Genomic DNA, 23,543 nt, shown 5'->3' on the forward strand with positions numbered 1-23,543 from the left:
GGCGGAAATGCGAAGCGCCCGATTTTAAATGAAAGCACGACGGCAAAAGCAGAAACCCGCCGGAGGGCGGGTTTCTGGGGGGGCGGCCGGGGCAATCAGTTTCTGCGCCGGTGATCGGTCACGCCGTTGTGATTGTAGTCATGCTGCCGGTCGTGCTTCTGGCGGGCGATGCGGCGGCTCTGCACGTCCTGGGCATGCTCGATGCGGGCAGCCTCGCGACCGGTCACCGTGCCGTCCGCCACAGCCTTGTTTTCCAGGTTCTGGACGTGCTGCTGGCCGCGCTCCAGGCGGGCGGCTTCGCGGTTGCTCAGGGCACCGGAAGCCTGCCCCTGGTCGATGCGCGATGCCTGGTTGGCCTGGCGCTGGTCGATGCGCCCCGTGCTCTGGGCAAAGGCGGCGACGGGAAGGGCGAGGCAGGCGGCGAAAAGGATGTTCCTGGCGTTCATGCGTTTCTCCTTGTGTGTGGCATGGGACGATCCCATGGCCGGATTAACCCACCGCGGGGCCGCTTCGGCTGCAAGCGACTGTCAGCAATTGTTTCACGGTCCGAGGCCATCGAGGCGATCGGTGAACAGCGCGGCGATGCCCATGTCGAAACAGCGCGCCGCGTCTTCGGCCCGATTCACCGTATAGGCGGCCACCGGAACCCCCGCCGCCCGCAGATCGGCCAGGGCCGCGGCGTCCAGGTCGGCGGCCCGGCCGTGGAGCAGGGAGCAGCCCAGGCGGGCGAGGCGTTCCCGCCAGTCCTCGGGAAGCGCCTCCACCAGGAGCGCCCGGGTCTGCCCTGGCGCCGCCGCGCGGGCGGCGGCCAGGGCAGGCTCGGAAAATGAGGAAAGCACCGCTGGCAGTGCAGCCGGCCAGCAGGCGGCCACCTGCTCGGCGACAATGCGACCGGTGGCTTCGTCGTGGCCCGCCGCGGGCTTGATTTCCACGTTCACACCCAGGCCGAGGCGGGCGCACAGCGCCAGCACCTCGTCCAGGCGGGGAATGCCCACCCCAGCCCAGGCCCGATGCAGCCAGCGACCGGCGTCCAGGCCGGCAAGCTCAGCCCAGTTCCGCTCGCAGACCCGGCCCTGGCCGTCGGTGGTGCGTTCCAGGGTTTCGTCGTGGATGAGTACCGGCACGCCGTCCCGGGTAAGCATCACATCGAATTCCACCGCCCGGAACCCCAGGCGGGCCGCCAGCCGGAAGCCCTCCAGGGTGTTTTCCGGCGCCAGGCAGCCGCCGCCCCGATGGGCGATCCAGCGGGCGAGCGGATAAGCGGCCATCAGAAAGGAATGGCCTTCTTGAGGGCCGGCTTGGCGGAAAGCACCGCGTTGCCACGGCTCACGGCGGTATCCAGGGCCGCCTTGGCGGGTTTGCTGTCCGCCCAGACGGCCTCCAGTTCCTCGTCGAGGATGAGGCGCACCGGGTCGATCCCGAAAATGCGCAGGGGGTGGGTCGAACCCCAGCCCTTCATCGAGGCATAGGCCACGTCGAGGGTGTGGTCCCGATCCCGCTGCACCTGGGCCTTGAGCGCCGAGCGGGCGCCATCGGTCAGGGGAAGCTGGCCGTAGGTGCGGGCCAGTTCGACCTGTACGTCCGGCGTCAGCAGCCAGGCCACGAAGCGGGCGGCGGCCTTGTATTCGGGCGCCTTGTAGCCGGCCCCAATCCACAGGGACGCGCCGTCGGCCAGGGTGTGCTGCCGGCCGCCGAAAACATCGTCGTGATGCGGCAGGGGGGCGACGCCGAGCTCGACGCCCCGGGCTTCGCGGAAGCCCGTATGGGCCCAGGAGTCGGTGGTGATCATGGCGCACTCGCCGTTGAGGAAGTGCTTGTCGGCTTCGTTGCGCCGCCCGAAATCCCGGAAGAACTTGGCCTTGTGCCAGGTGGCCAGCATGGCGATGTGCTTGACCTGGGGCAGAGCGTTGAAGGCGAGTTCGCCCTTCGCCGTCGCCACCGGAACCCCGGACAGGGCGCTGACGTTGTCGATGTGGATCCACACCGGCCAGGAAGTGGTGTAGGGGCACTTCTCGCCGGCATCCTGGAGTTTGTCGGCCGTCTGCTGCACCTCCATCCAGGTGCGTGGCGGCTGGTCCGGGTCCAGACCGGCCTTGCGCAGGGCGTTGCGGTTGTAGAACAGTACGGGCGTCGAATAGGCCACCGGCAGGGCGAAGAAGCGGCCCTTCTCGTCGGTGGTACCCGCGCGCAGGTCGGGGGAGATGATTTCCGGCTTGAAGGCTTCCTTGGCTTCCTTCATCACTTCGTGCAGGGGCTTGAAGGCAGCCTTCCCGGCGATGGCCTCCAGAACGTCCTGGCGACGCACCAGGTTGAGGACCGTGGGCTTTTCGCCCTCCGCCGCGTGGACGAGCTTGATCTCGGCGCCGGACTGGCTCCCGTTGTAGCGCTCCACCAGGCGTTGCAGGTTTTCCGCGCCTACGCTGCCCAATTGGTGGGCCAGGGCAATTTCCACCCGGGCGGCGGGGGCTTCGGTCTTCGCCTTGGCGGGCTTTGCGGCCTTGGCCGGGGCGGCCGTGACGGGAACGGCCGCGGTGGCCAACAGGACACAGGCCAGAACCGTGAGCGGCAGGTTCTTCATGGGCATGGGGACTCCGATGCGAATGGGACAAGGGCGCGATTATAGCCGGTCGCGGCAGGGGACCTGGAGCCCGGGATATACTGACGCCATGAACGAATTTGCCCTCGCCCGCCTGGTCCATGTCCTCGGCGTCATCCTGTGGATCGGGGGCGTCGCCTTCGTCACCACGGTCCTGCTGCCCGCCGTCGGGCGCCTGAAGACCGCCGCCGAGCGCGTCGCCTTCTTCGAGAACATCGAGCAGGGCTTCGCCCGCCAGGCCCGCGTCACCACCCTGTTCACCGGCCTTTCCGGGCTTTGGCTGGTTCATCTCTTGAGCGCCTGGGAGCGCTTCGCCTCGCCGGCCTTCTGGTGGATGCACGCCATGGTGGCGATCTGGGCGCTATTTACCCTCATGCTCTTCGTCCTGGAGCCCCTCGTCCTGCACCGCTGGTTCCTGGAGCGCGCCCGTCGCGACCCCGAGGGGACCTTCCGGCGCATCCAGCGCCTGCACTGGCTGCTGCTCAGTGCCAGCCTGGCCGCCGCCGCGGGGGCCGTAGCCGGGAGCCACGGCGGCTTGTACTGATTGACGGGCGGGCCGGTTGTGGGAAGAATGCCCGCCATGCGCAAAACCCTCTTTCTGCTGCCTTTTTTGACCCTGCTCTCGGCCTGCGACCAGATCGGCCAGAAGCTGGGCCTCGAGGACCCGACCAAGAAGGAAGCCCAGCAGGAAGCCGAAGGCAAGGCGGTGGGCAGCGCCTGCCGCCAGTCGGGGCGGGCCATCGAGGATTGTTATTCCATCTACTCCTGGCTGCCCAAGGCCGCCGTCTTCGCCGGCTGGCGGGAGATGGACAGTTACATGCGCGACAACAAGATCGAAACGGTCGAGCCTCAGTTGCCTCCGCCGGAACCCCCGGGCAAGAAAAAGAAAAAGGCCGCCGAGGCCCCTGCAGAAGAGCACAAGAGCAAGGAATCCGGCGCCGAGAAGGGGGACGAGAAGGCCTCCGCGAAGGCTGACTCCGCCCCGGCGGACAAGGCTGAGGCCGCGACCGAAAAGTCCGCCAAGCACTGAGAAACTGTGAAAATTCCGTTCGCCCCCGCTCGTCATGCCCAAGTGCGCCCGCTCGGCGTTGCAAGAGCTCGCCATAGCCCCAGCTATGGCCGTGCTTTGCGCCTTGATCGTACACACCTGTGCACGCCGCTCGGACGCGCCCGAGAATTTCGCAGGCTCTGACGACCGGTCCTGCCACAATGGAACCCGCGGGAAGGAGACCTTCGTGAAGCCGCCAGGCATTCTCGCCGGCATCCGTGGCAAGCTGATTGCCATCTTCGTCCTCATCAAGGTGCTGCCCCTGGTGCTGCTGGCGTGGTTTGCCTGGCACGCCGCCCGCAGCCTGGGTGAGGATGTTTCGAACCAGGCCGGAGCCATGGCCGACGCCACCCTGGAAACCCTGGGCAGCGTGGGCAAGACCGTCACCGACGATTCGATCCGCGCCCTGGACCTGCGCTCCCGGGAGGCCATCGAAGAGATGACCACCGACACCGCCAAGGAAATCGCCAGTTTCCTCTACGACCGGGACCGCGACATTCTGGCCCTCTCGGACCAGGAGCCCTCGGAGGCCGCCTTTGCCCGCTTCCTGGACCGGCGCACCCGCCCCCTCTACCGTCACGGCACCTGGAAATTGTCCGAGGACGGCAAGACCTGGGTCGCCTCGGAGCCTGCACGGCGGGAAGCCAAGGTGACGCGACCGGTGCTGCCGGACAACGCCAAGGATTTCCACGCCCGCCCGGCGGAATACCTGGGAGAGAAGGAAGACCGCCCCCTGTTCGTCGAGGCCACCTTCGTCGGCCTGGACGGCCAGGAGCGCGTCAAAGTCACTCGGGGCGACCTGACCGATCCTCGCCCGCGCAGGGTCTCCGACCGCAGCCAGACCTTCGTCCGCGCCGAAACCTATTTCGCCGAACTCGCCGCACTGAAACCCGGCGAGATTCACGTTTCCGAGGTCATCGGCGCCTACGTGCCGACCCAGATCATCGGCCCTTACGTCCCCGCCGCCCTGGAAAAGGCGGGCAAGCCCTTCGAGCCGGAAAAATCCGCCTATGCGGGGACGGAGAACCCCTTGGGCAAGCGCTTCCGGGGCATTGTGCGCTGGACCACCCCGGTGGTGCGCGGGGGCCGTATCACCGGCTACGTGACCCTGGCCCTGGACCATGACCACATCCGCCAGTTTTCCGACCGGCTCATGCCCACGGACGAACGCTACACGCCCATCGCCGACGCCATCAAAGGCAACTACGCCTTCCTGTGGGACCACAAGAGCCGTTCGATCTCGCACCCACGGGATTACTTCATCGTCGGCTACAACCCGGACACAGGCCTTCCCGAAACACCCTGGATGGACGAGGAACTGTTCGCCGAGTGGCAGGCCAGTGGCAAGCCCTCCCACGAATTCCTGGCCGCAATTCCGCCCTTCCGGGACCAGAACCTGAAGAAGAAGCCCGCCAAGGCCCTGGTCAAGGCCGGCACGGTGGCCCTCGACTGCCGCTACCTGAATTTCTCGCCCCAGTGCGATGGCTGGAACGCGGTCACCGAGCACGGCGGCTCAGGTTCCTTCGTCATCTTCTTCTCGGGCCTGTGGAAGCTCACCACTGCCGCGGCGATCCCTTACTACACCGGCCGGTACGGCAAGTCCGCCCAGGGTTTCGGCTTCGTCACCATCGGCGCCAACGTGGACGAATTCCACAAGGCCGCCACCGAGACCGCCAGCCGCATCGGCCAGGTGGTGGCGGAAAAAGACAAGACTTTCAAGGCCCAGCGCGCCAGCCTGCTGGAATCCATCGACGCCAGCCTCACGCGCACGTCCTGGGGCCTGTGGGGGTCTACCGCGGTGATGATCGTCATCGTCATCTTCATCGCGGTGTGGATGGCCAATTTCCTCACCCGGCGCATCACGGGCATGATCGACGGTATCCACCGCTTCCAGGGCGGGCAGCTCGATCATCGTCTCGACGCCGGCTCCACCGACGAAATGGGCGAACTGGCCCGCTCCTTCAACGGCATGGCCGATTCGGTATCCGAATCCTTCCGCCGCCTGGAAGACGCGCGCCAGCGGGCGGAAGAGGCCAATCGCATGAAGTCCGAGTTCCTGGCCAGCATGTCCCACGAATTGCGCACGCCCCTGAACGGCATCCTCGGCTTTGCCGAAATCCTTCAGGCGGAACTGAGCGACCCGGCCCAGCAGGAATACGCCCGGGTGATCCAGGACAGCGGCCAGCACCTCCTCAGTCTGGTCAATGAGATCCTCGATCTCTCCAAGGTCGAGGCGGGCAAGATGGAATTCCAGTGGAGCGAAATCCCCCTGAGGGATCTGGCCGACGAGGTCGCCACCCTGCACCGCGGCCCGGCGGAGGCCAAGGGCTTGGCCCTCACCCTGGAATGCGCCGCCGAACTTCCGGACCATCTGGTCAGCGACCCCACCCGCCTGCGCCAGATACTCAATAACCTGCTCAGCAATGCGGTCAAATTCACCGCCGCCGGAAGCGTGCGCCTGGCGTTGTCCCGCAGCGGCGACGAAATCCTCTTTGCCGTCACCGACACGGGCCCCGGCATCGCCCCCGAGTATCACGACCTGGTCTTCGAGAAATTCAAGCAGGTCGAGCACTTCCTCACCCGCAGCCAGGGGGGCACCGGCCTGGGTCTGGCCCTGGTCAAGCAACTGGTCGAGCACATGGGAGGAAAGGTCGAACTGGAATCCGTACCGGGTGAAGGCGCCACCTTCACCGTCCGCCTCCCCCTGCGAGCCCCCGATGCCTGAACCCCGCGCTCTCGTCGTCGACGACAATCCCACCAACCGCATCCTCGCCCGGGCCTTGCTGAGCAAGCTGGGCTGGCCGGTGGACGACGTGGATGGCGGCGCCGCCGCCCTCGCCCGCCTGGAGCACGGCCGCTACACCCTCATCCTCCTCGACGTCAGCATGCCGGGGCTGTCCGGCGAAGAAACCTGCCGCGCCATGCGGGACCGCCCCGATGGCGCAGGCCTGCGCATCGTCGCGTACACCGCCCACGCCTACGACGACGAGCGCGCCCGCATCATGGCGGCGGGTTTCGACGACATCCTGATCAAACCCGTCACCATGGCGGCCATGGAAGCCGTTGTCGGGCGCCCCTGACCCTACCGCGAGAGGGCGTATAATGCGCGCCCATGTCCGACCCTAATCTTCCCGCGGACGGCGCCGCCCCTCCCGCCGAAATCACCTTCGCCGATCTTGGCCTGGCGCCGGAAATCCTGCGCGCCGTCACCGACGAGGGCTACACCCGCCCGACGCCCATCCAGGCCAAGGCCATTCCCCTCGTCCTGGCCGGCCAGGACATCATGGGGGGCGCCCAGACCGGCACGGGCAAGACCGCCGCCTTCACCCTGCCCATCCTGCAACGCCTGCTGCCCCACGCCAGCAGCAGCCCTTCCCCGGCCCGCCACCCGGTGCGCGCCCTGATCCTCGCCCCCACCCGCGAACTCGCGTTGCAGGTCTTCGAATCGGTGAAGACCTACAGCAAGCACACCCCCCTGCGCGCCATGTGCGCTTTCGGCGGCGTGGACATCAAACCCCAGATCGAGGAACTGCGGCGCGGGGTCGAAATCATGGTCGCCACCCCGGGACGGCTCCTGGATCACGTCGAACACAAGTCGGTGAGCTTCGCTGCGGTGCAGGCCCTGGTGCTGGATGAAGCCGACCGCATGCTGGATATGGGCTTCATCCCCGACGTCACCCGCATCCTCAAGATGCTGCCCCAAACCCGGCAGAGCCTGCTTTTTTCCGCCACCTTCTCGGAAGAAATCAAACGGCTGGCCGACACCATGCTGAAGGCGCCGGTGCTGGTCGAGGTGGCCCGCCGCAACCAGGTTTCGGAAACCATCGCCCACCGCGTCCATCCGGTCTCCGACTACGGCAAGCGCGGCCTGCTCACCAAGCTGCTCAAATCCGGCGACATCACCCAGGCCATCGTCTTCGTGCGCACCAAGCAGGGCTGCGGGCGCCTGGCGCGGGAACTGCAGCGGGCCGGCATCCACGCTGACGCCATCCACGGTGACAAGAGCCAGCTCGACCGCCTGAAAGCCCTGGACGCCTTCAAGGCCGGCACCACCCATGTGCTGGTGGCCACCGACGTGGCCGCCCGGGGCCTGGACATCGACGACCTGCCCTACGTCATCAATTACGAACTGCCCCACACCCCGGAAGACTACGTGCACCGCATCGGCCGCACCGGGCGCGCGGGCAAGCAGGGCAATGCCATCTCCCTGGTGAGCGCCCACGAAGTGGTCTACCTGGTGGATATCGAAAAGCTCATCAAGCGCCCCATCGAGCAGATCGAGGTCGCGGGTTTCGAGCCGGAGCCGGCTTACGAATACCCCCCAGGCAACCGCAAGCGCCGTGCATCGGCTGCGCCACCGCCGCCCCCGCGGGCGCCTCTGGCCCAGCGACCGGAAAAGCGCCCCCGCGGCGGACGCGACCGCATGATCGCGGCCGACGGCTTCGATTTCAGCCAGCCCTACGAGTCCCGCGGTGAAGTGCCCGATTCCCCAACGGCGCCGCCCAAGGCCGACCCCCACAAACCTCAGAAAGTCGTTGCAGCCCTGCTGGGCGGCCTGGGCCGCAAGTAGGGCTTCCAGGCGGAGTCGCGCTCGCGCCGCGGGCGGGTGAGTACTGCCCCGCGCCCCAGGCGAAGCGAGGCCAGCTCTACGATACCGGGCGGCGGAACCCCGCCTGCACGGCCGGTTTTTTCGCTTCCACTTCGTTGAGCTTGATGATGGCCAGGGATAGGTTGTCCCCCTCCCCCTTGGCGCGCTCGCGGGCGAGGGCAATGAGGGTTTCCGAGGCATCCCGGGCGCTTTTTTCGGCCACGATGGCCCCCATCTCACCCGGTTCGAAATAGGCCCAGAGGCCGTCCGAACAGAGCAGGAAGGCATCTCCCCCAGCCAGGTCGGAGGCCGTCCCGAAGTCGTGGCGCGGTTCTTCACGCCCCCCCAGGGAGGTGAGCAGGATGTTGCGATTGGGATGCACCAGGGCCTGCTCCGGGGTGATCTTGCCGCTGGCCACCAGATGCTCCACGTAGGAGTGGTCGGTGGTGCGAAAGGTCATCTTGCCCTTGTGGAAGCGGTAGAGGCGGCTGTCGCCGCAGTGGGCCCAACTGACCCGCCCCGGACGCAGCAGGAGCAGGACGCCGGTGCTGTGGGGATCCTTCTCGTTCATGAAGCGCGAAGCCTTGATCATGGTGTGGGCTTCGAGCAGGCTGTTTTCCAGCAACTGGCGATCGGTATCTTCGCTGGGGGAGTATTGCTCCAGGTTGGTGCGGGCGGTGTGGACCACCTGCTCCGCGGCCAGGACGCCCCCGGTGTGCCCGCCCATGCCGTCGGCCACCACGGCGAGGACGACGCCACGGACCCGTCCGTGGGGCAGAATGGCCACCCGGTCCTGTTGTTCTTTGCGGTCCCCTTGATGCTGCGCGACGCAGGCATCGACGCTGATCGGCATGACGCTCCCCCTCCGGCGGCGGAGAATAGCACGAACGTCAGGGTTCGACATCGGGGCGTCCCCGTGCCGCGTCAGCGGGCGAATTCCTCCGGGCGGCGCAAGTGGCCGCTGCTGTCCGGATGGGCGCTGATATAAACCCGGTGGGCGGCGGCGACCACCACGCGCACGTCCTCCGCCGACAGGGCGGGGAAATTTTCGCGCAGGAGCCGGAAGGCCAGATGGTCCAGGGAGCGCCCGCCCCAACCCGTCGCCGGATCGAAAAAAGGTTCCACGAGCCGGTAGGCACTCTCGAACAGCTCGCGCAGTTCCGGGCGTCGGCGGCGATCCGGCCGCTCCTTCCCGCTGGGGTCGACGTAGCTTTCCGTGCTCATGCGCGCAACACGCGCCTCCCCTCGCGCCCGGGCCGGGGGACGAGGATGCGGCTTGTGCTCACCCTCATGCGCCGCATTCCTGGGCGTGAAAGGCTTCCAGGATGTCGTCGATGAATTCGGGCAGTGCATCGTCCCGCAGGCCTAGCTCGATCAGGACATCCTCCTTGACCCGGTCCCACTCGGTGTTCTTCACGTGCTGGTCGCGGTAGAAGATTTCGATGGCCAGTTGCAGGATGGCCACCATGGTGCGCGAGGCGTGCAGGCCGATGGAACTCATGTCGTGGTGGTAGCGGATGGCGTCGCAGATGAATTCCGGCAGATTCCAGTGGCGCGCCACGATATAGCCGACGACGCAGTGGTCGGCGCTGAACTTCTTGTCCTCGTCGGCCAGCTCGATCCAGCGGCCGGGTTCGCCCAGGTGCATTTCCGCGCAGTAGGTGGTGAAGCGCTGCATGAGGAGCGGCACACCGCAGTCGTGGAAGATGCCGGCGAGAAAGGCCTGGTCCGGAAAGACATTGCAGACTGCGATGCGCTCGTCGGCGATCAGCATGGCCAGTTGCGCCACCGCCTGGGAGCGGGTCCAGAAGGCCTCGTAGGCACGGGGATTTTTCTTCACCACCGAAATGCTGGCCAGGGCGATGGCCTGGACCAGATTGAAGGTCTGCCGCACCCCCACGGCGTGCAGGATTTCCTCCACCGACGCGAAGGGCTGGTGCTGCTTGTAGGCGGCGTTGCCCACCACCTTGAAGAGCATGGCGGAAAGGCCGGGATCCTGGTTGATGACCCGGGCCAGGACACGCACGTCGAATTCCTTGCGCATCAGGTGTTGGCGCAGTTCCTCCAGCACGCGGGGCTGGGGGGGAATATTCACGCCGCGCTCCAGAAGGCGTTTCATGCGGGCGGCCTCGTCCTGGGGCAGGCTGCGCACGGCTTCCGCAACGGGGATGGGCTTGGCGACTTCGGTGCTCATGACAGGGCCTCGTCGAGCAGTTCGATCCAGTGGCGCACCGGCAAGTCGCTGCCCGCCTGCAGGTGGGTGAGGCAGCCGATGTTGGCCGTGGCGATGGCCCGGGGCGATCCGGTATTGAGGGCGTTCAATTTGTTGTCCCGCAGACGTTTGGAAATATCAGGCTGAAGAATCGAGTAGGTGCCGGCGGAGCCGCAGCACAGGTGGGGATCGGGCACCGGCGTCAGGGTGTAGCCACAGGCCGCGAGCAGGGTTTCCGCCGCACCCCGCACCCCCAGGCCGTGCTGCAGGGAACAGGGCGAGTGAAAGGCCAGGGGGCCGCGATCACGCCGTGTAGCAGCCAGCAGCGGCAGCAGCCTGTCCTGTTCCATCAGCAGGAGTTCTCCCGGATCGCGGCACAGGGCGGCGATGCGGGCGGCCTTGGCCGCATAATCGGGATCATCGGCCAGGACGTGACCATAATCGCGCACCTGCACGGCGCAGCCCGAAGCGGTCACCACGATGGCCTCGGCCCCGGCCTCCACCGCGGGCCACCAGGCGTCGATGTTGCGCCGCATGTCGTCCCGCCCCGCAATCTGGTCATTGAGGTGGAAGCGCAGGGCGCCGCAGCAGCCCGCTCCATCCGCCTCGCTGAGTTCTATGCCCAGCCGGTCGAGCAGGCGCGCCGTGGCGGCGTTGATATTGGGCGCCAGCCCCGGCTGCACGCAACCGGCCAGGGCCAGCATGCGGCGGGACGGCGCGCCTTCGTCCGCCTTGCGTTCCGGCCAGGGGCGGGCGACGCCGGCGGCCTCGGGCGGCAGTTTGTCGGCCAGGGCGCTGGGCAGCAGCGGACGCAGCATCTGCCCCAGGCGTACCGCCGGCCCGAAGAGCCAGGGCCGCGGCAGGACCTCCCGCAGCACCGCCCGGGCCAGCTTTTCCGCCCCCTTGCGCGGCAGACGCTCCTCGACCACGCGGCGGCCGATGTCGAGCAACTGGACGTACTCGACCCCCGAGGGGCAGGTGGTCTGGCAGGAGCGGCAGGTGAGACAACGGTCCAGGTGCAGGCGGGTCTTTTCGCTGACCGGCCGTCCTTCCAGAACCTGCTTGATGAGATAGATGCGGCCGCGGGGACCGTCGAGCTCGTCGCCCAGAAGTTGATAGGTGGGGCAGGTGGCGGTGCAGAAGCCGCAATGGACGCACTTGCGCAGGATGGCGTCGGCGCGGCGGCCCTCTGCGGTTGCCAGGAATTCCGGGGCGAGTTCGGTTTGCATCAGATTTCGGCGTAAAGCCGGCCGGGGTTGAAGATGCCATGGGGGTCGAAAACCCGCTTCACGCGGCGGTGCAGAGCGAGCAGGGCGGGGGCCGGGGGAGCGAAGGCACCGACGCGGCAGCGCAGGGATTCCGGCGCCCGGAAGAGGACCGCGTGGCCGCCGGCCCGGGCCGCTGCACTGCGCACGGCCTCCGGATCCAGGTCGCCGGCCAGCCAGCGCTGGCCGCCGCCCCACTCCAGCGCCGTCGCTCCGGGCAGGGCCAGGGGTGGCGCCGTGGTGGGCAGGACGAGGCGCCAGAGTACTTCGCCGGCGAAGGCCGGATGGCGCTGTTCGCGCACCGCGCTCCACAGGCCCGCCTCGGCCAGGGGCTCGCCCCCCAGGGCGGCGCGGGCGGCGTCCACCGCCGCTGCGGCGCCGGAAAGCCGCAGGAAGAGGCGCCCGTCGTGCCAGAAGGAGGCGGAAATGGGCAGAGGCTGCCCCCCCCAGCGGTTGAGGGCGGTGAGGGCTTTCTCCTCGCTCATTTCGAAGGCGAGGCTCATTTCCCGCGGAGGACGGGGCAGCACCTTGAAGCTCACTTCGGCCACCAGCCCCAGGGTGCCGAGGCTGCCGGCCAGCAGACGCGACACGTCGTAGCCGGCCACGTTCTTCATCACCTGGCCGCCGAAATCGAGGACCTGACCCTGGCCGTCGATCAGTTTCACCCCCAGGACGAAATCCCGCACACCCCCCGCCTGCTGTCGCCGCGGCCCGGACAATCCGGCCGCCAGGGCACCGCCCACCGTGGCCGTGCCGCCCTGCCTCCCGCCGCCTTCCCCGCGGCCGAAAGCGCCGGGGGGCTCGAAGGGCAGCATCTGCCCCTCCGCGGCCAGTTGCGCCTCGACGTCCGCCAAGGGCGTGCCGCAGCGGGCCGTGAGGTACAACTCGGTGGGCTCGTGGGCGACGATGCCGCGATAGCCCGAGGTATCGAGCACCTCGCCGGACAACATGCCACCGTAGAAATCCTTGCTGCCGCCTCCCCGCAGGCGCAGGGGACGCCGATCCGCAGCGGCGGCGGTCACCGCCTCGCGCAGGGCTTCCAGCGTCTGGGCAGGCATCAGAAGCGCTCCAGTTCGGGAAATTTCGTTTCCCCCCGGTGCACGTGCATGCGCCCGTACTCGGCGCAGCGATGCAGGCTGGGCACCGCCTTGCCGGGGTTGAGGAGCCCGGTTTCGTCGAAGGCCGCCTTGAGGCGGTGGAAACACTCCAGTTCCGGCGTGGCGTACTGGACGCACATCTGGTTGATCTTCTCCACCCCCACCCCGTGCTCGCCGGTAATGGACCCCCCCAGGGACACCGACAGCTCCAGGATTTCCGCACCGAAGGCTTCGGCCGCCTCCCAGTCTCCGGAACGCGCGGCGTCGTACATGATGAGGGGGTGCAGATTGCCGTCGCCGGCATGGAAGACATTGGCGCAACGCAGGCCGTACTTGGTTTCCATGGCGGCGATGGCGGTCAGCATGGCGGCCAGATGGCGGCGCGGAATGGTACCGTCCATGCAATAGTAGTCCGGGGTGACGCGCCCCACCGCCGGAAAGGCGGCCTTGCGCCCGGCCCAGAAGGAAAGCCGTTCGGCTTCCGACGCCGACACGCGGATGTCGCGGGCGCCGCTCGCCGCAAGGACCTCGCGGATGCGCGCCATTTCCGCCGCCACTTCCTCGGGGGTACCGTCGGATTCGCACAGCAGGATGGCCGCCGCCTCCAGATCGTAGCCGGCGCGCACGAAGGGTTCGACGGCGGCGGTGGCGGCCTTGTCCATCATCTCCAGTCCCGCCGGGATGATGCCGGCGGCGATGATGGCGGCCACCGCCTCGCCGGCCCGCGCCACATCGTCGAAGGACGCCATGGCCACCTGGGCGAGGGCGGGCTTGGGGACGAGTTTTACCGTCACCTCGGTTACCACGGCCAACATGCCCTCCGACCCGACCAGCAGGGCGAGCAGGTCGTAGCCCGGCGCGTCGGGCGCCGCGCTGCCGATTTCCAGCACCTCGCCCTCGATGGTCACCACCCGCAGGGCGAGCACGTTATGGACGGTGAGCCCGTACTTGAGGCAATGCACGCCGCCGGAATTCTCGGCCACATTGCCCCCCAGGGTGCAGGCGATCTGGGAAGAGGGATCCGGGGCGTAGTAAAGCCCGAAAGGTGCCGCCGCTTCCGACACGGCCAGGTTGCGCACCCCCGGCTGTACGACCGCCAGGCGCGCCGCGGCGTCGACCTTGAGGATGCGGTTGAAGCGGGCCAGGGACAGTACCACGCCCTGGGGGTGCGGCATGGCGCCGCCGGAAAGCCCGGTGCCGGCGCCCCGGGCCACCACAGGCACCCCGAGACGATGGCAGATGCCGAGAACGTCCCGCACCTGCTGCTCGCTTTCCGGCAGGCACACCGCCAGGGGCAGGGCGCGGAAGGCGGTGAGGCCGTCGCATTCGTAGGGGCGGAGGTCTTCCGGGTCGGTGAGCAGGCAGCGGGCCGGCAGGACGGCCGCCAGGCTCCTGTGCACCGCCTCCCGGTCCGTGTCGAACAGCTTGTCTTCCGCGCCCATGGCCCCTCCCGCGGCTATTCTACCCCGACCAGGATGGCCCGGAAGTCGTTCACATTGTTGCGCGTCGAGCCGGTCAGCAGCAGGTCGCCCAGGGCGGCGAAGAATGCCCAGGCGTCGTTTTCGGCCAGGGCTGCCCGGGCATCGACCCCGGCGGCCCGCGCGCGGGCGAGGGTTTGCGGCGCGACGAAGGCACCGGCGTTGTCCTCGCTACCATCGATGCCATCCGTATCCGCCGCCAGGGCGTGGATTCCCGGCGCCCCGGCCAGGGCCAGGGCGAGGCCCAGGAGGAATTCCGTATTGCGTCCGCCGCGCCCCTGCCCGCGCACGGTGACCGTGGTCTCGCCGCCGGAAAGCAGGACGCAGGGCGCCGCGGCCGGGTCGCCGTGGCGGGCGCAGGACAGCGCCACCCCCGCCAGGGCGCGGCCCACTTCCCGCGCCTCACCCTCCAGGGCGTCGCCCAGGATGAGGGGGCGCAAGCCCAGCGCCCGGGCGCGGGCGGCAGCGGCTTCCAGCATCTGCCGCGGACTGGCCACCAGGCGGAAGGCGCTGTGGGCAAGGCGCGGATCGCCGGGCTTGGGAGTCTCCAGGGCACCGGAGTGCAGCCCCTCGCGCAGGGCGGGCGCCAGGGTGAGGCCGTAGCGGTCGAGGACGGCCAGGGCATCGGCGCAGGTGCTCGGATCGGCCACCGTCGGCCCCGAGGCGATCACCGCCGCAGCGTCCCCCGGCACGTCGGAAATGGCCAGGGTGAGCACCGGCGCCGGCCAGGCGGCCAGGGCCAGGCGCCCGCCCTTGATGGCCGAGAGATGCTTGCGCACACAATTGATCTCGTCGATGTCGGCGCCGCTCCGCAAGAGCTGGGCCGTGAGTGCCCGCTTCTCCTGGCGAGCCCCGCCATCGGCGCGGCCAGCAGCGCCGATCCGCCACCGGAGGCGAGGAAGAGCACCCGCTCGCCAGCCCCGCAGCGGCTCACCCGTTCCAGGATGCGGCGGGCCGCCTCGGCCCCGGCAGCGTCGGGAACCGGGTGGGCCGCCTCGACCACTTCGATGTGCCGGCAAGGAACACCGTGGCCGTAGCGGGTCACCACCAGGCCCTCGAGTTCCCCCGGCCAGGTGGCCTCCACTGCCCGCGCCATGGCTGCCGCCGCCTTGCCGGCGCCGACGACGACCAGGCGACCCTCGCCCGCTTGCGGCAGGGCGGGAGGCACGCAGCGCGCCGGGGCCACCGCGCCCAGTCCGGCGTCGAACAATTCCCGCAGAATTTCCCTCGGCCCCATCGTTCCAGCCTGTCTTGGTCTATGATTGATTTCAGTCAAGGGCACCGCCGCCGTGGCGGAACATCATGCCGACCCATCCCTGAGGGCACCCCCATGAGCGACAGAGAACTGTTTGCCTGGTCCGACAGCTACAACGTCGGCATCCAGGAGGTGGACGAGCAGCACCAGGTTCTGGTCTCGCTCCTCAACCAACTCCACGAAGCGATCCGCGAACACCATGGCAAGACCACCTCGCGGGAAATCCTGGACCGGCTGGCCGAGTATACCCGCACCCATTTCCTGCTCGAAGAAAGCCTCATGCGGCTGACCCACTACCCGGGGCTCGACTTCCACAAGCAGCAGCACGAGGAACTGATCCGCCAGGTGAAGGATCTCCAGCACAAGCTCGACCACGAAAACGCCGCCATCACTTTCGAACTGCTGCACTTCCTCAAGGTCTGGCTGACCCAGCACATCAACGAAAGCGACAAGCGCTTCGGCGCCTTTTTCGAAAGCGCCGGCCTGACCCAGTACGCCACCTGGTCCAAGGAAGTGGAAACCACCATGCAGAAGAAAAAATGGTGGTGGAAGTTCTGGTAGGGGGCGTTCGGGGAGGCGAGCTTGCGCCGGTTTCGCGACGTCACCGCGAAAATGGGTCCATGGTCGCCCCCCGGCAGATTTGATCGATTTCTGGGAGCGCTCCATTTCCCGAAATCGGATCAAAGGTTCTATTCGGTGGCCACCCGCATTACCGACTGGTGGCTCGAACTGAATGAACTGCACCAGCCGCAAAGGGAGATCGGCTTCGACCGACAGGGGAGGGCGCTGTACATCTCTCCCTATTGCCCAGACATTCAGATCTTTCTCAATGTCGGCTGCTCGCCGGAGGAAGTGCTTGGAGAAGTCGAGCCGCCATCCTTCGAGCGCGAGTGGCAGGCCATGGTGCGGCGGCTCGGTTGATTCCACTGACTCCCGAGCCTCAACCCCCGAGGTAAGCCAGCCCGGCCTCGGTTCCCGCCCGGGGCCGGTATTCGCAGCCCACCCAGCCTCTATAGCCGAGGCGGTCCAGCAGCGGGAATATCTGCTCGTATCCCCCTTCGCCGCTGCCCGGTTCGTGGCGCCCCGGCACGTCGGCCGCCTGGATGTGGCCGATGGCGGGCAGGTACTGCGGCAGGCTGCGCCGGGGGTCGTCCCCCATGACCAGAGCGTGGTAGATGTCGTACTGGACCTTGAGATTGGGCCGCCCGATGGCCTCGGCCAGGGCGAAAGCCTTGGCCGGCGAGTCGAGCCAGTAACCGGGCATGTCGAGACGGCTGTTGATGGCTTCGATGAGCACGGTCACCCCCTGGGCCGCGGCGCGGTCGGCGGCGTGGCGCAGGTTGGCGACGTAGGTTTCCCGCAGGGCATCCGCCTCCCAGCCCGCCGGCGTCAGGCCGGCGAGGCAGTGCAGGCGCGGGCAGCCCAGCACCCGGGCGTAGTCGAGGGCGGTCTCGACCCCGGCGGCGAACTCCTCCCGCCGCGCCGGATGGCAGGCCAGGCCCCGCTCCCCCGCCTCCCAGTCGCCGGCCGGAAAGTTGAACAGCACCATGTCCAACCCGCTGGCGGCCAGCCAGCCCGCGATGTCCCGGGCCGGCCAGGGGTAGGGAAAGAGGAACTCGACCCCGCCGAATCCGGCCCGGGCGGCGCGGGCGAAGCGTTCGGCGAAGGGCACTTCGGTAAACAGGAAACTCAGGTTGGCGGCAAAGCGGGGCATGGGCGGAGGAGCACGGGTGGGACGGAAAAGTATAATCCCCCCCACTTTTCGAGGAATCCCCATGAACGAACGCAGCGGCAACCGCCTGTCCAGAATCGTCACGCGCACCGGAGACGCAGGCACCACCGGTCTGGGCGACGGCAGCCGCACCGGCAAGGACAGCCTGCGCATCGACGCCATCGGCGAGGTAGATGAACTCAATTCCAGCCTCGGCCTGCTGCTCTGCGAAGTTCTGCCCGCCCCGGTGCGGGAGGCCCTGACCGCCGTGCAGCACGATCTCTTCGACCTGGGCGGCGAACTCTGCCTGCCGGGCACTACTCTGGTCCGCGAGGCCCAGGTGACGCGACTGGAAGAGCAGGCCGAAGCCTTCAACGCCCCCCTGGGGCGCCTCAAGGAATTCATCCTGCCCGGGGGAACCCGCCCCGCCGCCCTCGCCCACCTGACCCGCACCGTCTGCCGGCGAGCCGAGCGGGCCGTGGTCCGGCTGCACGCCGTCGAGCCGGTGGCCGACGCCACCCGCCGCTACCTGAACCGCCTGTCCGACCTGCTCTTCATCCTCGGCCGCCACCTGAACCACGCCGCCGGCCAGGGCGATGTGCTGTGGCGGCGTTCCGCACCGCAAGACTGAACCCCCGGCGGCACGCCCGCTGCGCAGGGCGAGCGGTCGAGCCCGGGGGAAAAACCCTCACACCCGCGCCAGGGCGCGGAATTCCGGCGGCTCCCAGTGGCGCACGGCGAGGCAGACGCTCAATGCCGGCCGGTCGGCCAGGGGCAGGACGGCATCCGCCGCGTGCTGCTCGGAGTATTCCCGCGCGATCTGCTCCAGCCGCGCCACCAGCCCCACCGCGGCAGCGGCCGAAACCCGCACGCTGACGATGCGCATCGACTCCCCCGGGGCGGCAAAGGGATGGTCGAAGAAGTCCGCGGCCCGGGCGGTGACGTAACGCATGATGGGCCCGTTGGGAATCCAGGCGAAGGTGCGGGCGACGTTGAGGCGGATTCGGTCGTTGGGGAAGAGTTCCAGCACCCCCAGACCTTCCAGGCGCAGGAGAAGCGCCGTGCATTGGGCCCGCTCCAGGCGGTAGGCGGCGAGCATTTCCTCCGCCCCCATCTGGTTGAGGGCGCAGACAGCCACCAGGAGCAGATGCGGATCGGCCACCAGCGCTTCTTCCTGGGCCCGGGACAACTGGTTGAGCAGGCGCCGGGGCCGCGGCTGCACCCGGGCCAGTTCGCCCAGATCCACCTGCACCAGGTCGCAGAGCTGGGCGAAGCGCTCCAGGGAGCAGTCGCGGCGGGAGAAGACGCGCTTCACGGTGGCCTCGGAAAGCCCCAGGGCGCGGGCGGCATCGGCATAGGTGAGACCGCGGGCCTTGAAGTGCAGCTTGAGGGCATCGAAGAGGGTAGGAAAAGCCATGGGCGCACGGGTATCAAATTTTTATACGACATGGAGCATTATGCGCCACGTCGTATTGAAATATTGAACCATCCCCGCGGGCAGACCAGAGTGAGGCCGTTTCTCACCCTCGGAGTCCGCCATGAACACCCGTCTCTCGTCCCTTTTCGCCGCGGTCGCGGCCGCCCTTTCCCTCTCCGGCTGCTATGTCGTTCCCATCGACGCCCGCCATCCGCCCCAGGTCACCTATTCCAGCCGCGGCGCGGCGGAATCCATCGCCTTGCCCGCCGCCCAGCCCCAGACGGTGCAACTCGAAGCGAGGCTCTACCCGGTGAATGATGTGGCCGGCAAAATGGGCGTCCTCACCGCCCTGGTGAGCGACACGCTGAACGGCCACGGCCGCTTCACCCTCAACGCCGGCAGCGAAACCCTGGCGGGGGAAGCCAGCCGCATCGGCACGGACCAGGCCGGCTTCGGCAACGTCTATCGCCACGTCTATGGAGAAACACGCCTGCCGGCCGCCGGCCGGCGCGGAATCGCCAACGCCGCCAGCGGCAAGGGCAGCTACGTCAATTGCGAATACGTGCTCACCGCCGCCGCCCGAGGCGTGGGCGCCTGCCTGTTTTCCAACGGCGCCAAGTACCAGTTGCACTTCGGCGGGTAAGGAATGGCCCTACCCATCGGTAACGCCTATCCCTCCGCCTCCACCAGGCGACGGGCGCGCACGGCGGCGGCGAGCTGGTCGAGGACGGCCACCGTGTCGTCCCAGCCGATGCAGGCGTCGGTGATGCTCTGGCCGTAGCTCAGGGGCCGGTCGGGGGAAAGGTCCTGGCGACCTTCCACCAGGTGGGATTCGACCATCACCCCGACGATGCGCTCGTCGCCTGCAGCGAGCTGACCGGCGACATCGGTGCTCACGTCCTTCTGCCGGGCGTATTGCTTGCTGCTGTTGCCGTGGGAAAAATCGATCATCAGGCGGGCGGCAAGGCCGGCCCGGGCGATGTCCTGGCACGCCGCCTCGACATGGCCGGCGTCGAAATTGGGCTCCTTGCCGCCGCGCAGGATGACGTGACAGTCCTCGTTGCCCACCGTGGCGACGATGGCGGTATGGCCCGACTTGGTCACCGACAGGAAGTGGTGCGGCGACTGGGCGGCGCGGATGGCGTCGACGGCGATGCGCACATTGCCGTCGGTGCCGTTCTTGAAACCCACCGGGCAGGAAAGCCCGGAAGCCAGTTCCCGATGCACCTGGGATTCGGTGGTGCGGGCGCCGATGGCCCCCCAGGCGATGAGGTCCGCGGTGTATTGGGGGGTGATGGTATCCAGGAATTCCGTGGCGCAGGGCAGGCCCAGTTCCGTGGTTTCCAGCAGGATGCGGCGGGCGAGGCGCAGGCCCTCGTTGATGCGGAAGCTGCCGTCGAGCTGGGGATCGTTGATGAGGCCCTTCCAGCCCACCGTGGTGCGCGGCTTTTCGAAATAGACCCGCATCAGCACCACCAGGTCGGCGGCATGGCGGGCGGCTTCTGCCTTCAGACGGCCGGCGTATTCCCGGGCGCTGGCCAGATCGTGGATCGAGCAGGGGCCGACGACCACCAGCAGGCGGTCGTCGGCGCCGTGCAGGATGCGATGGATGGCCTGGCGCGCCTCGAAGGTGGTTCGCGCGGCCCGTTCGCTGGCCGGCAGTTCGGCGAAGACCTGCTCGGGCGGACTGAGTTCGAAGATGGCGGCGATGCGGACATCGTCGGTGATCGGCTGCTTTTCCGGCTGCATAAGAAAACCCATTCTGTTTTGGCGCAAAACGCGGCATTCTACCGGATGGCCATGGACGATCTCTTCGAACCCGCCCCCGACTCCCGGCCTCCGCCCCGCCCCAGGAAGGGTCGCGGCGCGGCGGGCAACGTCGAGCACCGTTTCACCACCTGGAGCCGCCAGGCGGAAGACGACGGCTGGTGGCAGGACGAAACCCCACCCGCTGCCACGCGGCTATCGGTCGATACGGCCCGCAGCATCCTGGCCTGGAACGAATCGCCGGACCTGGGCTTCGACCGTTCCCTCAATCCCTACCGCGGCTGCGAGCACGGCTGCATCTACTGCTACGCCCGCCCCACCCACGCCTGGCTGGGACTTTCGCCCGGCCTTGATTTCGAGACCCGCCTGTTCTGGAAGCCCGACGCCGTCGCCCGCCTCAAGGCCGAACTCGCCGCGCCCGGCTATGCCTGCCGCCCCATCGCCCTGGGCACCGCCACGGACGCCTACCAGCCGGTGGAACGCCAGCAGCGCCTCACCCGGGACGTGCTGGAAGCCCTGCTGGCCCTGGAGCACCCCGTCACCCTGGTCACCAAGTCGGCCCTCGTCGCCCGGGATGTCGGCCTGTGGGCCACCCTGGCTGCCCGCCGCCTGGCCGCCGTGGCCCTGTCGGTCACCAGTCTGGATAATGAACTCTCCCGCCGCCTGGAGCCCCGGGCCGCAGCGCCTGCCGCCCGGCTGCGGGCGCTGCGCACCCTGGCCGACACCGGGGTGCCCGCGGGCGTCCTGGTGGCCCCCATCATTCCAGCCCTGAACGACCATCAACTGGAACAGGTTCTGGAAGCCGCCCGGGACCACGGCGCCCGCTACGCCGGCTATACCCTTTTGCGCCTGCCCCACGAGGTGGCCGGGCTGTTTGGCCAATGGCTCGACCACCACGCGCCGGAAAAGGCCGCCCGCCTGATGGCCGTGCTCTACGACCTGCGCGGCGGCCGCGCCAACGACACCACCTTCGGCCGCCGCATGACCGGCCTGGGCCACTACGCCGACCTCATCCGACAGCGCTTCGAACTCGCCTGCCGCCGCCTCGGCCTGGCCACCACCTGGCCCGAACTCGACTGCACCCGCTTCCGCCCGCCACGAGCGGAGGGGGATCCGGGTGGTCAGATGTCCTTGTTCTAGAAGCGGACCGGGATGAAAAGGGAATCCGGTGCGAGCCCCGGGCCTTCATTCCGAAGCTGCCCCCGCAACTGTCGTCGGCAAGCACAGGGCCAATTGCGCCACCGGTCAGTGACGGGGAAGGCGGCCCGTCGCGTCGGGCCGAGAGCCAGGAGACCTGCCGCGATGTCCTTCCATACGACGATGGGGCGGGGTGTCCCTGGCAAAAGGTGTGATCCGCCGCAACGGCGCCGTGGTCGCTTTCGCCGCCGACAAGACTCCCCTCGCCATGAGCAAGGCCTTCCTGGCTGTGGAGGGCAGCACCGAGGGCGAAGAAACGCTGCGGCATCATGACAGGATTTCAGAACGCGGGGAAAATCGCGGCATCGCCACAACCGGAAAGGTCAGACGAAGAGTTTCTCTCCGCTCCATGGCCCCTTGCTCCGCAATTGATCGCCGCTCCCGGTGCGCCCCGAGACTTCGGGGTCCGCGGGGCGCTCCGCTTGCCTTCTTTCACGACATGCTGACGCAAGCGCCTTGCGCACGCTCGCCGATTGGCTCCTCCGCCATTTCCCCGCCCCTCCAGTGGGTTCTGGCGTAGCCCTGCCGTCCATCGATATCAATTTTTCGGCCTCACCAGACCATGGAAATTCTTTTTCTGATTGTCCTGATCGTCGTGAACGGTTTGTTCGCCATGTCGGAAATCGCCCTCGTCACGGCGCGTCGCGCACGACTCGCGCGGCTGGCGGAAGACGGTGACGGCGCCGCGGTTGTGGCGATGAAACTGCATGACGAACCGACTCGCTTCCTCTCGACCATCCAGATCGGCATCACCTCGATCGGCATCCTCAACGGTATCGTCGGCGAAGCCGTGCTCGCCGAGCCCTTTGCACTCTGGATGCACGACCTCGGGCTGGAAAAGGAAGCCAGCAGCATTGCCGCAACCGCGCTGGTCGTCGTCGTCATCACCTACATTTCGATTGTGGTTGGCGAACTGGTGCCAAAGCGCATCGGACAATTCAATCCGGAAGGCATCGCCAGGCTGGTGGCGAGGCCCATGCAACTGCTCGCCCTGATGGCTCGCCCCTTTGTCAAATTGCTGTCCTTCTCCACCGATACGATCCTTCGCCTTCTGGGGCAGCGGGAACATCCGGGGCAAAGCGTCACCGAAGAGGAAATCCACGCCATGATCGACGAGGGATCGGAAGCCGGCGTCATCGAAAACCGGGAGCGCGACATGGTTCGCAATGTGTTCCGGCTCGATGACCGGCAGATTGGCTCATTGATGATTCCGCGGGCGGACATCGTTTACCTCGATGTCAGCCGATCCATGGACGAGAACATGGAATGGATCGCCTCATCCGACCATTCCCGTTTTCCCATCTGCCGGGGTGGGCTGCACGATATCCTGGGTATCGTCACTGCCAAGCAACTCCTGACCCAGAAGATCAAGGGCGGAGAAGCCAACCTGACGGCCCAGTACCAGCCGGCCGTCTTCGTCCCCGAAACCCTGAACGGCATGGATCTTCTCGGCCACTTCCGGTCCTCGGGCATGCAGATGGTGCTCGTCGTCGACGAATACGGCGAGGTTCAGGGACTGGTGACCTTACAGGACGTCCTGGAGGCGGTGACCGGAGAGTTCAAGCCACGCAACCAGGAGGATGCCTGGGCCGTACAGCGAGACGATGGCTCCTGGCTTCTGGATGGGCTGATTCCCATTCCGGAACTCAAGGACAAGCTCGACTGGAAATCGGTCCCGGAGGAAGACAAGGGTCGTTATCACACCTTGAGCGGCCTGCTGATGTGGCTGCTTGGCCGCCTGCCGCAAACGGGAGACAAAACCGCGTGGGAAGGTTGGGAACTGGAGATCGTCGACCTCGACGGCAAACGGGTGGATAAGGTGCTGGCCACCCGACTTCCCGAGCCGTCCGGGGCGCCGGAATCAACATCGGAAGGCAACGGCAATGGCTACGCGACCAGCAATGGCCGGTAA

At 67.7% G+C, this 23,543-nt stretch carries 24 protein-coding genes, 1 pseudogene and 1 riboswitch; of the genes and pseudogenes, 12 read left to right on the forward strand and 13 right to left on the reverse strand.

Annotated elements, in window-relative coordinates:
• Positions 1-95: 95 nt before the first annotated feature.
• From IPM73_12580 to IPM73_12590, 3 genes are all read right to left on the reverse strand, one after another.
• The gene (locus IPM73_12580; GenBank protein ID MBK8918846.1) at positions 96-446 is read right to left on the reverse strand and encodes a hypothetical protein; all 351 of its coding nucleotides are present in this window, start codon (positions 444-446) and stop codon (positions 96-98) included.
• 93 nt (positions 447-539) lie between these two features.
• Positions 540-1,268 carry a glycerophosphodiester phosphodiesterase gene (gene ugpQ, locus IPM73_12585; GenBank protein ID MBK8918847.1) on the reverse strand — a complete coding sequence of 243 codons (729 nt, stop codon included), beginning with the start codon at positions 1,266-1,268 and terminating at the stop codon, positions 540-542.
• Entirely contained in the window at positions 1,268-2,584 is a 1,317-nt protein-coding gene (locus tag IPM73_12590) for an extracellular solute-binding protein (protein ID MBK8918848.1), read from the reverse strand. The genes ugpQ and IPM73_12590 overlap by 1 nt, the downstream gene beginning before the upstream one ends.
• Positions 2,585-2,666: 82 nt before the next feature.
• Here IPM73_12590 and IPM73_12595 point away from each other — a divergent pair, with 82 nt between their 5' ends.
• From IPM73_12595 to IPM73_12615, 5 genes are all read left to right on the forward strand, one after another.
• Complete coding sequence (locus IPM73_12595; GenBank protein ID MBK8918849.1) at positions 2,667-3,140, forward strand: hypothetical protein; 474 nt, start codon at positions 2,667-2,669, stop codon at positions 3,138-3,140.
• 36 nt (positions 3,141-3,176) lie between these two features.
• On the forward strand, positions 3,177-3,626 hold the full coding sequence (locus IPM73_12600) for a hypothetical protein (GenBank protein MBK8918850.1): 450 nt from the start codon (positions 3,177-3,179) through the stop codon (positions 3,624-3,626).
• A gap of 85 nt (positions 3,627-3,711) precedes the next feature.
• Positions 3,712-6,369, forward strand: a complete 2,658-nt coding sequence (locus IPM73_12605; GenBank protein ID MBK8918851.1) for a HAMP domain-containing protein — start codon at positions 3,712-3,714, stop codon at positions 6,367-6,369.
• The gene (locus IPM73_12610; GenBank protein MBK8918852.1) at positions 6,362-6,724 is read left to right on the forward strand and encodes a response regulator; all 363 of its coding nucleotides are present in this window, start codon (positions 6,362-6,364) and stop codon (positions 6,722-6,724) included. The genes IPM73_12605 and IPM73_12610 overlap by 8 nt, the downstream gene beginning before the upstream one ends.
• An 80-nt stretch (positions 6,725-6,804) precedes the next feature.
• Positions 6,805-8,214, forward strand: a complete 1,410-nt coding sequence (locus IPM73_12615; GenBank protein ID MBK8918853.1) for a DEAD/DEAH box helicase — start codon at positions 6,805-6,807, stop codon at positions 8,212-8,214.
• 76 nt (positions 8,215-8,290) lie between these two features.
• Here the strand turns inward: IPM73_12615 and IPM73_12620 are convergent, their stop codons facing one another.
• From IPM73_12620 to IPM73_12650, 7 genes and pseudogenes are all read right to left on the reverse strand, one after another.
• Positions 8,291-9,085 carry a serine/threonine-protein phosphatase gene (locus IPM73_12620; GenBank protein MBK8918854.1) on the reverse strand — a complete coding sequence of 265 codons (795 nt, stop codon included), beginning with the start codon at positions 9,083-9,085 and terminating at the stop codon, positions 8,291-8,293.
• Between the two features lie 71 nt (positions 9,086-9,156).
• The gene (locus tag IPM73_12625) at positions 9,157-9,456 is read right to left on the reverse strand and encodes a hypothetical protein (protein MBK8918855.1); all 300 of its coding nucleotides are present in this window, start codon (positions 9,454-9,456) and stop codon (positions 9,157-9,159) included.
• A gap of 64 nt (positions 9,457-9,520) precedes the next feature.
• The gene (locus IPM73_12630; protein ID MBK8918856.1) at positions 9,521-10,426 is read right to left on the reverse strand and encodes an HDOD domain-containing protein; all 906 of its coding nucleotides are present in this window, start codon (positions 10,424-10,426) and stop codon (positions 9,521-9,523) included.
• Positions 10,423-11,673 carry a glycolate oxidase subunit GlcF gene (gene glcF, locus IPM73_12635; GenBank protein ID MBK8918857.1) on the reverse strand — a complete coding sequence of 417 codons (1,251 nt, stop codon included), beginning with the start codon at positions 11,671-11,673 and terminating at the stop codon, positions 10,423-10,425. The genes IPM73_12630 and glcF overlap by 4 nt, the downstream gene beginning before the upstream one ends.
• Entirely contained in the window at positions 11,673-12,767 is a 1,095-nt protein-coding gene (glcE, locus tag IPM73_12640) for a glycolate oxidase subunit GlcE (GenBank protein MBK8918858.1), read from the reverse strand. Before glcE ends, glcF begins: the two co-directional genes overlap by 1 nt.
• Complete coding sequence (locus IPM73_12645; protein MBK8918859.1) at positions 12,767-14,248, reverse strand: FAD-binding protein; 1,482 nt, start codon at positions 14,246-14,248, stop codon at positions 12,767-12,769. The genes glcE and IPM73_12645 overlap by 1 nt, the downstream gene beginning before the upstream one ends.
• Before the next feature lie 14 nt (positions 14,249-14,262).
• Positions 14,263-15,521, reverse strand: a pseudogene (locus IPM73_12650) (glycerate kinase).
• Positions 15,522-15,614: 93 nt separating this feature from the next.
• Between IPM73_12650 and IPM73_12655 the strand changes: the two are divergent.
• Together IPM73_12655 and IPM73_12660 are read left to right on the forward strand one after the other, a co-directional pair.
• Positions 15,615-16,100, forward strand: a complete 486-nt coding sequence (locus tag IPM73_12655) for a hemerythrin family protein (GenBank protein ID MBK8918860.1) — start codon at positions 15,615-15,617, stop codon at positions 16,098-16,100.
• Positions 16,101-16,235: 135 nt separating this feature from the next.
• Positions 16,236-16,460: a hypothetical protein gene (locus IPM73_12660; GenBank protein MBK8918861.1), complete on the forward strand. Its 225-nt coding sequence runs from the start codon at positions 16,236-16,238 to the stop codon at positions 16,458-16,460.
• 19 nt (positions 16,461-16,479) lie between these two features.
• Here IPM73_12660 and IPM73_12665 read toward each other — a convergent pair whose 3' ends face one another.
• Positions 16,480-17,253 carry a TIM barrel protein gene (locus IPM73_12665; protein MBK8918862.1) on the reverse strand — a complete coding sequence of 258 codons (774 nt, stop codon included), beginning with the start codon at positions 17,251-17,253 and terminating at the stop codon, positions 16,480-16,482.
• A 61-nt stretch (positions 17,254-17,314) separates the two neighbouring features.
• On the opposite strand from IPM73_12665, the gene IPM73_12670 reads away from it, so the two are divergent.
• Complete coding sequence (locus tag IPM73_12670; GenBank protein MBK8918863.1) at positions 17,315-17,881, forward strand: cob(I)yrinic acid a,c-diamide adenosyltransferase; 567 nt, start codon at positions 17,315-17,317, stop codon at positions 17,879-17,881.
• Between the two features lie 57 nt (positions 17,882-17,938).
• Here IPM73_12670 and IPM73_12675 read toward each other — a convergent pair whose 3' ends face one another.
• Positions 17,939-18,667, reverse strand: coding sequence for a helix-turn-helix transcriptional regulator (locus IPM73_12675; protein ID MBK8918864.1), 729 nt, complete (start codon positions 18,665-18,667; stop codon positions 17,939-17,941).
• A gap of 121 nt (positions 18,668-18,788) precedes the next feature.
• On the opposite strand from IPM73_12675, the gene IPM73_12680 reads away from it, so the two are divergent.
• Entirely contained in the window at positions 18,789-19,310 is a 522-nt protein-coding gene (locus IPM73_12680; GenBank protein MBK8918865.1) for a hypothetical protein, read from the forward strand.
• 26 nt (positions 19,311-19,336) lie between these two features.
• On the opposite strand, the gene aroG is transcribed toward IPM73_12680, so the two are convergent.
• Positions 19,337-20,416, reverse strand: a complete 1,080-nt coding sequence (gene aroG / locus IPM73_12685; GenBank protein ID MBK8918866.1) for a 3-deoxy-7-phosphoheptulonate synthase AroG — start codon at positions 20,414-20,416, stop codon at positions 19,337-19,339.
• A 45-nt stretch (positions 20,417-20,461) separates the two neighbouring features.
• Between aroG and IPM73_12690 the strand changes: the two genes are divergently transcribed.
• The 3 genes from IPM73_12690 (at position 20,462) to IPM73_12700 (ending at position 23,543) form a co-directional block, all read left to right on the forward strand.
• On the forward strand, positions 20,462-21,574 hold the full coding sequence (locus tag IPM73_12690) for a PA0069 family radical SAM protein (protein MBK8918867.1): 1,113 nt from the start codon (positions 20,462-20,464) through the stop codon (positions 21,572-21,574).
• A riboswitch (cobalamin riboswitch) is annotated at positions 21,549-21,751 on the forward strand. Its footprint overlaps the gene before it by 26 nt.
• Positions 21,729-22,151 carry a DUF1952 domain-containing protein gene (locus tag IPM73_12695; protein ID MBK8918868.1) on the forward strand — a complete coding sequence of 141 codons (423 nt, stop codon included), beginning with the start codon at positions 21,729-21,731 and terminating at the stop codon, positions 22,149-22,151. It overlaps the preceding riboswitch by 23 nt.
• 42 nt (positions 22,152-22,193) lie before the next feature.
• Positions 22,194-23,543: an HlyC/CorC family transporter gene (locus IPM73_12700; protein MBK8918869.1), complete on the forward strand. Its 1,350-nt coding sequence runs from the start codon at positions 22,194-22,196 to the stop codon at positions 23,541-23,543.

This window comes from Betaproteobacteria bacterium (assembly GCA_016720065.1).
Taxonomy (GTDB): domain Bacteria; phylum Pseudomonadota; class Gammaproteobacteria; order Burkholderiales; family Rhodocyclaceae; genus SSSZ01.